Origin of the sequence: Phaeobacter sp. LSS9 (assembly GCF_003443595.1) — a bacterium.
Taxonomy (GTDB): Bacteria; Pseudomonadota; Alphaproteobacteria; order Rhodobacterales; family Rhodobacteraceae; genus Phaeobacter; species Phaeobacter piscinae.
Genome location: NZ_CP031956.1, coordinates 1023698 through 1037375, shown reverse-complemented (window position 1 = coordinate 1037375; position 13678 = coordinate 1023698). Strand labels below are relative to the sequence as shown.

The 13678-nt window shown below is 59.8% G+C and carries 10 protein-coding genes and 1 tRNA gene; 4 read left to right on the top strand and 7 right to left on the bottom strand.

The window, feature by feature from the left end; genetic code table 11:
- Positions 1-74: 74 nt before the first annotated feature.
- A complete protein-coding gene (locus D1820_RS04955) occupies positions 75-413 on the bottom strand; it encodes a P-II family nitrogen regulator (protein ID WP_014874894.1) in 339 nt (112 codons plus the stop codon).
- A 192-nt stretch (positions 414-605) separates the two neighbouring features.
- Here D1820_RS04955 and D1820_RS04950 point away from each other — a divergent pair, with 192 nt between their 5' ends.
- Entirely contained in the window at positions 606-2300 is a 1695-nt protein-coding gene (locus D1820_RS04950; RefSeq protein WP_118068071.1) for an NAD(P)H-hydrate dehydratase, read from the top strand.
- A 116-nt stretch (positions 2301-2416) separates the two neighbouring features.
- Positions 2417-2501: transfer RNA gene (locus tag D1820_RS04945), tRNA-Leu, on the top strand.
- 174 nt (positions 2502-2675) lie between these two features.
- Here the strand turns inward: D1820_RS04945 and D1820_RS04940 are convergent.
- Positions 2676-4880 (bottom strand): methyl-accepting chemotaxis protein, encoded by a 2205-nt coding sequence (locus D1820_RS04940; protein WP_118068070.1) that lies wholly within the window; start codon positions 4878-4880, stop codon positions 2676-2678.
- A 353-nt stretch (positions 4881-5233) separates the two neighbouring features.
- Between D1820_RS04940 and D1820_RS04935 the strand changes: the two genes are divergently transcribed.
- Both D1820_RS04935 and tig read left to right on the top strand, forming a co-directional pair.
- Positions 5234-6364 (top strand): porin, encoded by a 1131-nt coding sequence (locus D1820_RS04935; RefSeq protein ID WP_118068069.1) that lies wholly within the window; start codon positions 5234-5236, stop codon positions 6362-6364.
- Positions 6365-6632: 268 nt separating this feature from the next.
- Entirely contained in the window at positions 6633-7964 is a 1332-nt protein-coding gene (gene tig, locus D1820_RS04930; RefSeq protein WP_118070041.1) for a trigger factor, read from the top strand.
- Between the two features lie 214 nt (positions 7965-8178).
- Here tig and D1820_RS04925 read toward each other — a convergent pair whose 3' ends face one another.
- From D1820_RS04925 to rplI, 5 genes are all read right to left on the bottom strand, one after another.
- On the bottom strand, positions 8179-9447 hold the full coding sequence (locus D1820_RS04925) for a calcium-binding protein (protein ID WP_118068068.1): 1269 nt from the start codon (positions 9445-9447) through the stop codon (positions 8179-8181).
- Positions 9448-9745: 298 nt separating this feature from the next.
- On the bottom strand, positions 9746-11704 hold the full coding sequence (locus tag D1820_RS04920) for a bifunctional 2',3'-cyclic-nucleotide 2'-phosphodiesterase/3'-nucleotidase (protein WP_118070039.1): 1959 nt from the start codon (positions 11702-11704) through the stop codon (positions 9746-9748).
- 150 nt (positions 11705-11854) lie between these two features.
- Positions 11855-12325, bottom strand: a complete 471-nt coding sequence (locus tag D1820_RS04915) for a transglycosylase SLT domain-containing protein (RefSeq protein ID WP_040178672.1) — start codon at positions 12323-12325, stop codon at positions 11855-11857.
- Positions 12326-12645: 320 nt separating this feature from the next.
- Positions 12646-12828, bottom strand: coding sequence for a peptidyl-tRNA hydrolase (locus D1820_RS04910; RefSeq protein ID WP_118068067.1), 183 nt, complete (start codon positions 12826-12828; stop codon positions 12646-12648).
- Positions 12829-13060: 232 nt separating this feature from the next.
- Positions 13061-13675: a 50S ribosomal protein L9 gene (rplI, locus tag D1820_RS04905; RefSeq protein WP_040169455.1), complete on the bottom strand. Its 615-nt coding sequence runs from the start codon at positions 13673-13675 to the stop codon at positions 13061-13063.
- Positions 13676-13678: the final 3 nt, after the last annotated feature.

Below are 13678 nucleotides of genomic sequence, written 5' to 3'. Positions count from 1 at the left end.
CTTGTAATCTTATGTGTGTCCGGGCTGCCGCGCCCATCAGCGACGGCGGGCACCCCTGTGTTCTGGTGTCAGGCTCAGAGCGCGTCCGAGCCGGTTTCGCCGGTGCGGATGCGGATGGCCTGCTCTACGGGGGAGACAAAAATCTTGCCGTCACCGATCTTGTCGGTCTTGGCCGCGGCCACGATGGCCTCGATTGCGGCGTCGACCTGATCATCGTCCAGCACCACCTCGATTTTCACCTTCGGCAGAAAGTCGACGACGTATTCGGCACCGCGATAGAGTTCGGTGTGACCCTTCTGGCGACCAAACCCCTTGACCTCAATCACCGACAGGCCTTGCACGCCCACGTCCTGCAAGGCTTCCTTCACCTCGTCCAATTTGAACGGCTTAATGATGGCTTCGATCTTTTTCATCGGCATGGCTCCTCGCAACCTTGTCGAGAGAGGTCAGATCACTTCTACTGAGCGGGGACAATAATAGCCGCAAGCGCTGCGGCGAAACTGCGCCTGATTTCGCGGTCTCTGCCTAAAAATTAAGCACAGCGCCTGATTTTCGCGCAATTTTGAATCGCGACATGACCACGACATGAAAAAGAGGCCCCAGACATGACCGAATTGCTGACCGCCGCCCAGATGCGCGCCATCGAACAGGCCGCGATTGCCGCTGGTGAGGTGACCGGGCTGGAGCTGATGGAGCGGGCCGGGCAGGGCGTGGTTGCGGCCATTTTTGAGGAATGGCCGGAGCTGGATGCGGATCTGGGTTACCAGGCTGGGGAGGCTGCCCCCCGGCCTCAGGTCTCTCCCCGGGATAATTCAGGCCAGAATATGGGCGGCGAACCCTTTCGGCGTGCAGTGGTTTTATGCGGACCGGGGAACAACGGCGGCGACGGTTTTGTGGTGGCGCGACTCTTGAAGGAGCGCGGCTGGGACGTCGAGGTGTTTCTGTATGGAGCCCCGGACAGGCTGCCGCCGGATGCGAAGGTGAATTATGAGCGGTGGCGGGAGCTGAGTGGTGTAGTTCCATACTATGATGAGGGGGAAGGCGCTTTTGCGCTTGATCCTACACGATACCGTGAAAACACTCTTCTTGTTGACGCGCTGTTCGGAACTGGCCTTACCCGGCCGGTCGAGAAATTTAACTCGTTCGGTTGGGTGACCCAGATAACCGAGTGGCGTCTCAAAGAACCCTTGAGAAAGGGCTGTTTTCCCGCTCCCCGCGTAGTCTCGATTGACCTGCCCAGCGGGGTCTGCACCGACTCTGGTGAAATATTGCAGAGCGAGAAGCCACCACGTGAGTTTGAGGAAATCCGTGCTGACCTGACCGTGACGTTTCACAGAATGAAGCTAGCGCACGCCCTAGTAAATGGCCCTGAGCAGTCAGGCAAAGTTGTGGTGAAGCCCATTGGCCTGGAAACAGGTGGAGGCACTGAACTGGGCGCCGTTGCGAAGTTGGCGGAGCCAGACGTAATAAGGAAGAGGGGCGGGAGCCACAAATACACCCACGGCCACGCCCTCGTCCTCTCCGGCGGCCACGGCAAGACCGGCGCCGCCCGTCTTGCCGCCCGCGGCGCGTTGCGGATCGGGGCGGGGCTGGTCACGGTTGGCACGCCACGTGCGGCGATGATGGAAAACGCCTGCCAGCTGACCGCGATTATGTTGCGACAGATGGATGGCGCGGATGAGCTGCGCACGCTGTTGCAGGACAGCCGTTTCAACGCGGTTTGTCTTGGGCCGGGGCTTGGGCTGGCCGCTGATCGAGAGGGCTTGGTTCTGGAGGTTTTGCAGGCAAACCGCGCCACGGTTCTGGATGCAGATGCGCTGACGCAGTTCGAGGACCGTGCTGAGGCGCTGTTTGAGGTGCTGCACGAAAACTGTGTCATCACCCCGCATGGCGGTGAATTTTCGCGGCTCTTTCCAGATCTGGCAGAGAAACTGAACGCGCCCGCCACAACCGGCCCCGCCTATTCCAAGGTGGACGCCACCCGAGAGGCTGCCAAACGCGCGGGCTGCGTGGTGCTGTTCAAGGGGCCGGACACGGTGATCGCCGCGCCGAACGGGCTCTGCTCAGTGAATTCCGCCCACTACGACCGCTCCGCGCCCTGGCTGGCGACTGCCGGGTCGGGCGACGTGCTGGCCGGGTTCATCACAGGATTGATGGCGCGCGGATTGGACCCGATGCAGGCGGCAGAAACAGCTGCATATCTGCATGTCGAATGCGCGTTGAACTTCGGCCCGGGGCTCATCGCTGAAGACCTGCCGGAGCAAATTCCGGCTGTTCTGCGCAAGCTTGATATTTTCTAAGCGGGCGGCGGAGGGAAGGCGTGGAAAAGTTTTGCCCAAAGAGTGCTTTCCCTTTTGCATCCGCTGAAAAGCTTTGCTATTGAGCGCGTCACGGTGGGCGCGCCCATCGTCAGGATGCGGGTGTGGCGGAATTGGTAGACGCACCAGATTTAGGTTCTGGCGCCGCAAGGCGTGGGGGTTCAAGTCCCTTCACCCGCACCATTTATCCCTTGATACTGTTGAATAATCGCGTCTCTGCGGGGTTTCGGTTCGCACTCTGGCCCTCGCATTATTTTTCGCTGGGGGCCTGAAATAGGCCACCGATCTGAGAGACACCCGTTACATCAGGTGTCTCCCGGCTTTTGTCTTGCACCGATGCGGTGGTCTTTTCCCCCGTCACGCTGAGCGGGCGTAGGTGTCCCTGTCATCAAAGGTGGTGTCGGCCCAATCGTCGGTCGCGGGCGGCGGGGTGCGCTCGTTGACGCGACTGGTGGGATCAATGGCGAAGCCAGAGACCGCCTGCACCAATGTCTGAGCTTCCTCGCGCAGCATCTGGCCGGCAGCGGCGGTCTGTTCCAGCATGGCGGAGTTTTTCTGCGCATTCTGATCCAGACTGACAACCGCGGTGTTCACCTCGGAAAGCCCGTTGGATTGCTCGACCGTGGTGGCGGCAATCTGTTCAACCTTGCCCACCACCGCTTCCACGGAACTTTGGATGGAGGCGAGGGCAGTGCCGGTCTGATCGACCAGTTTCACGCCCTGTGCCACCTCATGGGTGCTGACGTCGATCAGCTGATTGATTTCCTGCACCGCATCGGCGGAGCGCTGCGCAAGGCCGCGGACCTCTGACGCGACGACCGCAAAACCGCGACCGGCCTCGCCGGCGCGGGCGGCCTCGACCCCCGCGTTCAGCGCCAGAAGGTTGGTCTGAAAGGCAAGATCTTCGATCAGGTCGGTGATCTTGGCGATGGCGCCGGACGAATCCTCAATCCGCTGCATCGCGCTGATGGTCTGGCTGGCCAGTTCGCTGGTGGTGCGGGCCTGGGTGAAGGCGTCGCGTACGATATCCTTGGCCTGCTCCGAGCCCTCGGCGGTGCCCCGTACGGTGTCATCCAGCGTTTGCAGGGCGGCGGCTGTTTCCTCAAGAGAGGCGGCAGAGGTTTCGCCCCGGCGCGAGGCGTCATCTGCGGCGGCGGCAATTTCTGCGGCGGTGGAGTTCAGAACCTCGCTGCTGTGGGACAGTTGCTGCACCATTCCGGTCAGATTGTCGCTGAGGTTGTCGACTGCGTTGGCGATCTCCTTGAAGATTCCTTTCTGGCCCTCCGGCATCCGCTGGGTCAGATCGCCGGCCGCCAGCGTGTCCAGAACCTGGCGAATATCGCCCAGCCCGCCTTCGGCGGCATCGCCAATGGCATTCACGCCGCGACCCAGCTCCGCAAAGGAGCCGCTGGCCCCCTCCACCTGCAGCCGTTTGGAGAAATCACCGGCGGCGCAGGCGCGGATCACCTCTGAGATGTCGCGCGTCAGCCGGTCCTTCATCTCATTGTCGGCGCGCAGCTCTTCAACGGCGGTGGCAATGGTCGAAACCTCCCTGATGCGCGACTGCGGCGCCGGGGTGGAGAAATCGCCGACCATGATTTTCTGCAGGACCAAATTGACCCGCGACAGTGGCCGCGAGATGCCGATGGCCAGGAAGAACGCCACCACGACAAAGATGCCAAGCCCGCCTAACCCGGCCTTCAGCGCATTGGCATTGGCCGTGCTGATCGCCTCAGCCGCGCTGGCATGGATCATGTCCAGGCGGGCCGTTGTCTGCTCATTCATGGCGGCCAACACCGGTTCAGCGGCCGCCTCAATGACGTCCAGCGCCTTGTAGTGGTCATCGATCTGGGTGACTTCCTCAGCATAAGCATTGAAGGAATTCTGATAGCTGGTCAGCAGGCTGCCAATTCGGGCGCGCTGCGAGATATTCTTGTAGTAACTGCCAGGAAAGGCACGGAATTCATCAACCCGCGCGTTCAGACGCTCAATGTATTTTGCAGCGTGACGCATGATGAAATCTTTCTCATGGCGACGCATCATCAACATCTTGATTGTCATGTCAGGCTCGGCGGTGTCTTTCAGCGCCGTCTCAATGCTGCGCACGGAACTGCGCAGCGCCCCCTGCAGCCCATCGGTTTCGTCAAAGCCTAGCCGTTCCTGACTGGCGACCACCTCGGCAAACCCGGCCTCATAAGCGGTGATCGCTGCTGCCAGCTGGCGCAGATTGTCCGAGGCCTCCGCCATGCCGTCCAGCGCCGAGATCTGGGTTTTTGCACTCTCAATCCGGTTGGAAAGATGCGCCATCGTATCAGCCTGCGTGGCAAGGACGTCGTGGCTCGGTTTCAGGCGAAAGCTCATCTCGACCAGACGGGTGCTCTGAAAATCAGCGCTCACCTCTGACAGTGTCTGTGCAAACCCTTCGACCGCGGTAACCTCCGCCTCGATCTCGGTGCGCAGCTGATCCGTATAGCGCGACAGTCCGATCAGGGCGAACATGACTGCGCTGGCCAGGAAGACGATCATAAATACGGCCGTCTTGATGGAAGTCTTGAATTTCATAGTCTGAGTACCTGCTTTGTCGATCTGCCACGACTATCGGCCGGCTGTTAATAAACCGTGGAAACTTGTGAAAAACCTGCATGTTTTGATCTGTTTTTGCGCCTGACTCGGGCTCGGTTTACGTTCCGTGATGACACCCTTGTCGCGGATCCAATACGCGCCCCGTGCGGCGAGCCGCGCGTGTGATTCCACCGATCACAATTTTGAGAGAATTTGTCCCGCCGCTGGCAAGGGAAGCAGCGCGGTATATTTCAAGCCTACTGCCGCGAAAAAACGCGTGATAGCACCTGCGACAGGTCAGCCCCTCAGGGATGGAGAGGGAGCTGCCCTGAACAATATTGGAGCATCTCCTCATGAACACCAGATTTGCCTCTCACCTCGGGGCGACGGCCTTGGTCTCTGGGCTTTTTGTCGGCCTTGCAGCGCCTGCGGTGGCCGGACCAACCTACGAGAACAGCTCGGGCGGGACCTTCCGCTACTATGGTCAGTTCAACCCCTCCTTCCAGTCGTTTGACGACGGCGGCGACGATTTCAGCGCGCTTGTCGACAACGCCAATTCAAACTCCCGTATCGGATTCTGGCTGGAACAGCCCTTTGGCGAGAACACCCTGCGGTTCAATTTCGAGACCGCGTTTGGTCTGCGCTCCTCTGACGGGGTGGACCAGAATGGGCGCCCTCAGAATATCAGCTGGGACCGCACCCGGATCCGCAAGGTTGATCTCCAATATGCGACCGCGCGGTATGGCACGTTCTCTTTCGGTCAGGGGTCCATGGCATCGGATGGGCTGGCGGAGTCTGATCTCTCCGGCACTGGCGTGATCCAGACATCCTCGATTGCGGATTCTGCTGGCGGTTTCCTGTTCCGCACCTCCTCTGGCGCATTGTCCGGCGTCAGCATCGGGTCTGCCTTCCGCAGCCTGGACGGCGGTCGCCTGGGCCGGGTGCGCTATGATACGCCGGAATTCAGCGGCTTCACCGTGTCGGCGTCTTACGGCGAGGAAATCCTGCGCTCGAATTCCGATCGCGAAGCCTATGATGTTGCGGTGCGCTACACCAATGATGACCTCGGTGACTTTACCATCAATGGCGCCCTGGGTGCGGTGTGGAATGAGAACGGCCCCGGCACCAAAACTCGTGATATTGTAGCCTCTTTTGCGGCACTGCATGAGCCGTCGGGCGTGTCCTTCGCCGTTGCCGGCGGCGACCGGGACACCGGCGGCGATTATGCCTTCGCCAAGCTGGGTTACACCGCGAATTTCCTGTCGGTTGGGGCGACGTCCTTTGCCATCGATTACTATGACGGCTCGGATATGGTCACCAGCGGCGATAGTGCTGAATCCTGGGGCGTCGCGGCGGTTCAGAATTTCGACAATCTGAACCTTGAGACCTATGTCGCCTACCGTGACTATTCCTATTCGGACACCAGCGCGACCAGCTATCAGGACTCCTCGTCCATTATGGCAGGGGCCCGCTGGAAGTTCTGATCCAATCAGCCGGGGCAGGGCGGTTGTGGCACGGCTGCCGCGCCTGCCTGACCTTGGACTGAATTGTTCTTCAGCTGGCCGTACACCCTCAAAACACGCCCCTTTGGGCGTGTTTTTCTTTTGGAGGGCCAAAAAACGCCGCATCCGCCCCGGTCGGGGCCGCTCTTGAGGCAATCCCTCTTGCGCCGCCGCTCATGTGCAAATAGAAGGCCACAAATTGTCTGGGGGAGCGCCTGCGCGCGCGCCCCGAATCTCTATGGGGAATATGATGCAGGTCACCGAGACGCTGAACGAAGGTCTGAAACGCGGTTACGCGATCACCGTCACCGCCGCCGAGCTGGACGCTAAGGTCAATGAGAAACTGGTCGAGGCACAGCCCGAAGTCGAGATGAAAGGCTTCCGCAAGGGCAAGGTTCCCATGGCGCTGCTGAAGAAGCAGTTCGGCCAGCGTCTGATCGGCGAAGCCATGCAGGAAACCATCGACGGTGCGATGAACAAGCACTTCGAGGAAAGCGGTGACCGTCCGGCCATGCAGCCCGACGTGAAAATGACCAATGAAGACTGGAAAGAGGGCGACGACGTCAACGTCGAGATGTCCTATGAGGCACTGCCCGAGATCCCCGACGTTGATCTCTCCGGTGTTGAGCTGGAAAAGCTGGTCGTGAAAGCAGACGACGCAGCCGTTGACGAAGCGCTGGCCAACCTCGCAGAAACCGCGCAGGATTTCGAAGCCCGCGAAGACGGTGCCGCGGCAGAAGATGGCGATCAGGTTGTCATCGATTTCGTTGGTAAGGTTGACGGCGAAGCCTTTGATGGCGGCGCAGGCGACGACTACCCGCTGACACTGGGCTCCAACTCCTTCATCCCCGGTTTTGAAGAGCAGCTGGTCGGCACCAAAGCGGGCGAAGAAAAAGACGTCACCGTCACCTTCCCTGAGGAATATCAGGCCGAGCATCTGGCCGGTAAAGAAGCCGTGTTCTCCTGCGCCGTGAAAGAGGTGAAAGCCCCTAAAGCGGCAGAAATCAATGACGAGCTGGCACAGAAATTCGGCGCCGAAGACCTCGCTGGCCTGAAAGGCCAGATCTCCGAGCGCCTGGAAGCCGAATACACCGGCGCGGCCCGTGCCGTGATGAAGCGCGGCCTGCTGGACAAGCTGGACGATCTGGTCTCCTTCGACCTGCCGCCTTCGCTGGTCGAAGCAGAAGCCAAACAAATCGCGCACCAGCTGTGGCACGAGGAAAACCCCGAGGTTCAGGGCCATGATCACGAAGAGATCGAAGCCACTGACGAGCACAACAAGCTGGCCGAACGCCGCGTGCGTCTGGGCCTCCTGCTGGCAGAACTGGGCCAGAAAGCCGAAGTCGAAGTGACCGACGCAGAAATGACCCAGGCGATCATGCAGCAGGCACGCCAGTACCCCGGTCAGGAACGTCAGTTCTTTGAGTTCATCCAGCAGAATGCTCAAATGCAGCAGCAGCTGCGCGCGCCGATCTTTGAAGACAAAGTGATCGACCACATCGCCGAACAGGCGAAAGTGGAAGAGAAAGAGGTCTCCAAAGACGATCTGCAGGCCGCCGTTGAGGCCCTGGAAGACGAGTAATCAGACCTCGGGCCTGCGCCTTCGCGCGGGCTCTTGCTTCTGACTATGGAACAGGCCGCCCCTCGGGGGTGGCCTTTTTCTTTTCCGGATCAGAAATGGGACAACCCGGACCGCTGAGGGCGCCCGTCACAAGCAAAAACCGCCCTTGGGCTTATCCAAGGGCGGCGCGGAATGATGTGAGCGTGGTTTCTCCAGCCTTCGTCGGAAATGAGTGTCAGAACAAAAAGTTATCGGAGTTTGACAACTCCGCCACCGAAACATTCTCCACCGTTACAACCACGTTGTCGAAGGCCATCACAACGTGATTGCCTTTCGCGGTGAAATCAATCTGATTGAGGGTCTCAGCCCCGCTGAGGATATCGATCTTGTCAGTTCCGATCTCAAAGTCTCGGATCCGCGCGCGCCCGTGATTGCTGCCAAAGGCAAATGTATCGGCGCCATTGCCGCCGATCAGCAGGTCATTGCCCTGTTGGCCGAACAGCTTGTCATTACCGTTGCCGCCAACCAGCGTGTCATTGCCCGCACCACCACGGATCGTATCTGCCCCATGGGATCCATTCAGCTTGTCGTCACCGTTCTGGCCAATCAGCCGATCTCGTCCGCCGCCGCCGCGCAGGTCGTCATCGCCGGCACGTCCGGCAAGCCGGTCATTGCCACCTCGGCCGGAAATAAGATCATCCGCTCCAGTTCCGTCAAGCACATCGCGACTGACAGTTCCCAGCAGGGTTTCCCCCACTTCAGGCTCGCCCATATCCAGCGGCGCGTTGCCGCCTGCCTTGCGATCCTGCCAGAAGGCGATCAGCGCGTCGGCGGTGGGGCTGTCATAGCCGCCAAAATCCTTAACGTATTTCAGAATCGAGGTGCCGTATTCATCCGTCGACGCGGTATCGCTCAGCAGCAGTGTTGCCAGCCCGGAAGCACCGCGCAGATGTGCGGCAGCCATCAACCCGGTCAGGGACAGGGTAACCTCAACCATGGCGCCATTCACGTCGCGGTAGGAGACAGTTTCACCTACGTAATCGGCGAGGCTGCGCCCTTGCTGGCCGAGATAGTAGCTGAGCATCTCGAAATTATAGCCAAAGGCCTCATTGATGGCTGTGTCCTGCGCGGCATGGGTCTTGAAATCATCGAGGCTGTTGACGCCATTCTTGCCGGTCCAGGTGCCGTCCCAGCGGTTGATGCTATCACCGCCCAGGTAGTAAAAATCATCCCGGTAATAACCTAGGTCAATCAGCAGCGCCTCGCCGAACTGATAGCCGACAAAGCCCAGCGAGTTGGTCGAGTGATAGGCCATATCGCGCCACTGGGTCGCGTTCAGCTGGCCCCAGCTGCTCAGACCCTGATAAAAACTGCCAACCGGCGCACCGGCCCATTGTGTCAGCTGTGCGTCGCTGATCTGCCCGGCGTCGTAGCGGTCCCGATCCCAGCCGGATTCAAACGCCAGAAGCGCATTGCGAAAGTCGTTGAAACTGCCGTTTGGCATTGTCACTGCTCCTCTTGCGTATCAACCGTCTTGATGCGGACTGCTGGTGTTCAGCGTTGTCCGACACATGGCATGTCGGAAAACTCTGTCGCAAGAAGGGGGCAGTAATTTGGCAAACAAATGCCTAAAAAAGAGTAAGGAGAGCGTAATTTTGCTCGAAATTTGTAAAAATTAACCTTTAGGGCGCGCCGCAACAAATAGTGTGCAAGCGGGGCGTGTGCGCCTAGATCTGCCGCCCGGTGACGTATCGCCGGACGGCAGGAATCGGTTTATTTCACTCAAAATGGAAACAGTTTGTTCACAGAGAAATCCTGTAGCGTGCAAAGCCATCCGGGCCTTCACCTGCAGGTTCAATCGCAATGCTCTCGACGCTGTCGACATAAGCCGCCGCCTTCGGGCCGGTGTCAAACAGCACGGAGGTCTGCGCAAGCGGGGCGAACCGCCAGTTGGCATCCGCCTGCGGGCTGATGGTGCCCTTCTCAACGATATAGCGCACGATCACATCGCGGTTGGTGTCTGGCCCCTCAAAGACAACCGTGTCACCCATCGCGCCGGGGAAGGCGCCACCGCCGCCTGCGCGGTAATTGTTGGTGGCGATAATGAACTCCTGCGCGGGGTCGATCGGCGCGCCGTTGAACTCAAGATCGACGATGCGATTGGCGTCAGGATTTTCCAACGCGCCCTTGGGGCCGAACTTCGAAGGCTGCGACAGGTCGATCTGATAGGTCACCCCGTCGATCACGTCAAAGTTGTAGCTGGGGAAGGCCGGGTTGAGCAGCACCTGATCCGCCTCACCGGGGGTGATCTGGTTGAACATGCCGGCAGAGCGTTCCAGCCAGTCTTTGACCTGCGCGCCGGTCACCCGGACCGCACGGGCGGTATTGGGGTAGAGGTAGAGGTCGGCGACATTCTTGATCGCCACATCGCCCTTAGGCACGTCGGTGTAATACTCCGCCCCCCCACGACCGCCGGCCTTGAACGGGGCCGCTGCAGAGAGGATCGGCAGCCCCTCATGTTCGGTGCCTTTCAGCATCTGTTCAATGTACCAGGTCTGGGCAATCGACACGATCTGCACCGACGGGTCATCCGCAACCAGAGCAAAATAGCTGTGCAACGGCGCGTCGGTCTTGCCCACGGCGCGGCGCACATATTGCAGCGTCTCATCATGCTCTTTCTGTGCTGCCGCCAGCACTGCCGGTGCGCTGTCGACCAGGGCGGTGATCGAGCGGTCCTCTTCACGCCGAGAAATTGGCCGCGCTTCAGACGCATGGCCGACGACGCGCCAGCCAGCACCATCGCGTTCCAGCATCAGATCAATCAGACCCATATGGCTGCCCCAGAACCCGCCCATGGTGGCGGGAGTTCCGTGGATGGTGCCCTTGTCGACATCGACCCCGGCAAAATCCGCATAGGTGGAGGAGGGGAAGACCAGATGTGAATGGCCGGTCATGATCGCATCAATGCCCTCAACCGCCGCCAGCGGGACCGAGGCGTTCTCCATTCCATCAGCTTCCTGTGCGCTGCCAATGCCGGAATGAGAGAGCGCGATAATGATATCGGCCCCTTTTTCCTTCATCTCCGGCACATAGGCGCGGGCGGTTTCCAGAATGTCGCGCGCCTGAACGTTGCCCTCCAGATGGCGGCGGTCCCAGTTCATCACCTGCGGCGGGACAAATCCAATGAGGCCGATCTTGATTGCATGTGTATTGCCTGCGCCATCGGTCAGCTCGCGCTCCATAATGACATAAGGCGGCAGCAGGGTTGTGTCGTCGCGCGGCCCGGCGCCGGTGGATTTGGCGACATTGGCACAGACCACCGGGAAATCGGCCCCGGCGAGGGATTTCATCAGGAAATCCAGCCCGTAGTTGAATTCATGGTTGCCCAGCGTCGAGGCATCAAAGCCCACCGCATTCATCGCCTGAATGACCGGATGGGTGTCGCCTTCCTTCATGCCCCGCTCATAGGCGATATAGTCGCCCATCGGATTGCCCTGCAGGAAATCGCCATTGTCCAGCAGCAGTGAATTGGTCGCCTCAGCGCGGATATCGCCGATCAGCGAGGCGGTGCGGGCCAGACCCACCGTATCGCGCGGCTTGTCGGCGTAGTAATCATAGGGAAACACATGCACATGCAGGTCGGTGGTTTCCATCAGGCGCAGATGCACCTGGTTGGAGGCCGCCTGAACAGAAAACGGATGCAGCGCAATCAGACCAGCGCTGCCAGCCAGAAAGGACCGGCGGTCAAGTTGGATAGGCATTTTTCGCTCCCACGTCTTTTTATAATAGACATCCATGCTAGCAGAAAAATGCCCGCCGTCATGTGACAGTTTTGCGCTAACAGGTTCGGCGGCAGCCTGTCGCGTAAAACTACAAAATCTGTTTTTTATCAGGTGGTTGTGTTCGAATCCTTAAGGGCGTAGCCCCGTTTCGCGCAACATGCCTCGGCGTTTGGCGGCGTAATAATAGCCGCGTGAATAGTGCTTCACCGCCTGATCATAGCTGCCATCAGACAGAAGCCAGGCCCCGCGCAGATATTTGACCGCGTATTTCAGATTGGTGTCCGCATCCAGAAGATCCTTCGGCCTGCCTCGAAATCCCATGGACCGCGCGGTGGCGGGCAGGATCTGCAACAGCCCGTAATAAGGTCGGTTGATGGCCCAGGGGCGATGGGTGCTCTCGCGGATCGCTAGCCGGTGCACCAGAGGGCGCGGCACCTCGTAATGGTCGGCCCAGAAATTGATCTTGCGGCGCAGCTCCGGTGTTTCATTGGGATAAAGCGGCGGCTCCGCTGCGCGTTCGGTTGCGGCGGGGGCATCTCCGCAGGCAGCAAGGGCCAGCGGGCTGAGAAGGAAGGCCAGAGCCGTTCTGCGATCAATCATGGAAACTGCCTGTTAGATCCCCGGTCTGGCCGGGTCGGCGGCAGGTTAGGCGGGGGAGGGGATTTGGGCAAACGGCAGATGTTGGCATCGGCGGATATCCCCCAGTTGGTGACCGGGGCCAGGCGGCATCGCGCCGCGAGCACTGCTGGCTAAAATTTTAGCCGCTATTCAATTGTGCCGGGCTGCCGGACGCCGCAGGATTTCGACGCGCATGAACCGGGCATCGCCCCGTCCCAACACGGCTCCCGTGCCTGCGGCCCGCTTGGGATGCACATGCAAAGGGGCCGCGAGGGGGAGCCTTCGCGGCTCCGCCAGAGCACTCAGGGCTGAATGATCCTATGCGGATTGTGCCGGGTCAGCTCTGCCGTGATCAGTTCCGGCGGCACCAGATTGCTGATGGCCTCGCCCTTGTGGCTCGGGTTCTCAAAGCTGAACCCCCGCAGCAGCCGCAACAGCAGACGGCGGCGCAATGCGGTTTCTTCCCGGATCAGTTCCTCTTCCATGGTCACCCCCAGATGACTGCATATCGTCGAACACAGACGCGCAGGCACAAGCCCACGGCGGGGTCCAAGACTGGTCGAAACCAGCGAAGATGAGGTTACCAACGCAGCGCTTTATGCGGTGAGTTTGAGGCGATTTTGATCTGTCTGCAGATCGCAGCATCTGAATGGGCACATGAAAAAGGCCGCCCCGGATGGAGCGGCCTTTCTCAATGTCGGATAGATCCAAGGCCGATTAGGCGTTGGTCTCGTCGTCGCTTGCAGCCGGGGCTGCATCGTCGTCGTCGTCCGAAGCGGCAGAGCCGATATCGTCGAACAGCTCGGAGATTTCGAATTCAGCAGCGGCTTCTTCTTCAGCGGCCAGCTCTTGAATCGATTTGCCCGAGGCCTGCAGCTCAGCTTCTTCAGCAGAGCGTGCAACGTTCAGTTTGATCTGAACTTCGACTTCAGGGTGCAGCTTCACAGCAACGCTGTGCAGGCCCAGATCCTTGATCGGCGAAAGCAGAGCGATCTGCTTCTTGTCGACCGAGAACCCTTCTTCGGTGGCTGCGTCTGCCGCGTCACGGGGGGTGACGGAACCGTAGAGCGCGCCCGCGTCAGAAGCGGAGCGAATCACGATGAACTGCTGACCGTCCAGCTTTTCTGCCAGAGCTTCCGCTTCTTTCTTGGTTTCCAGGTTGCGCGCTTCTAGCTGCGCTTTCTGGTCCTCAAAACGAGCGATGTTGTTCTGCGACGCGGTCAGCGCCTTGCCTTGCGGCAGCAGGAAGTTGCGTGCGTAGCCGGGCTTAACGTCCACGACTTCGCCCATTTGGCCCAGTTTGGCCACACGTTCCAGAAGGATAACTTGCATGTG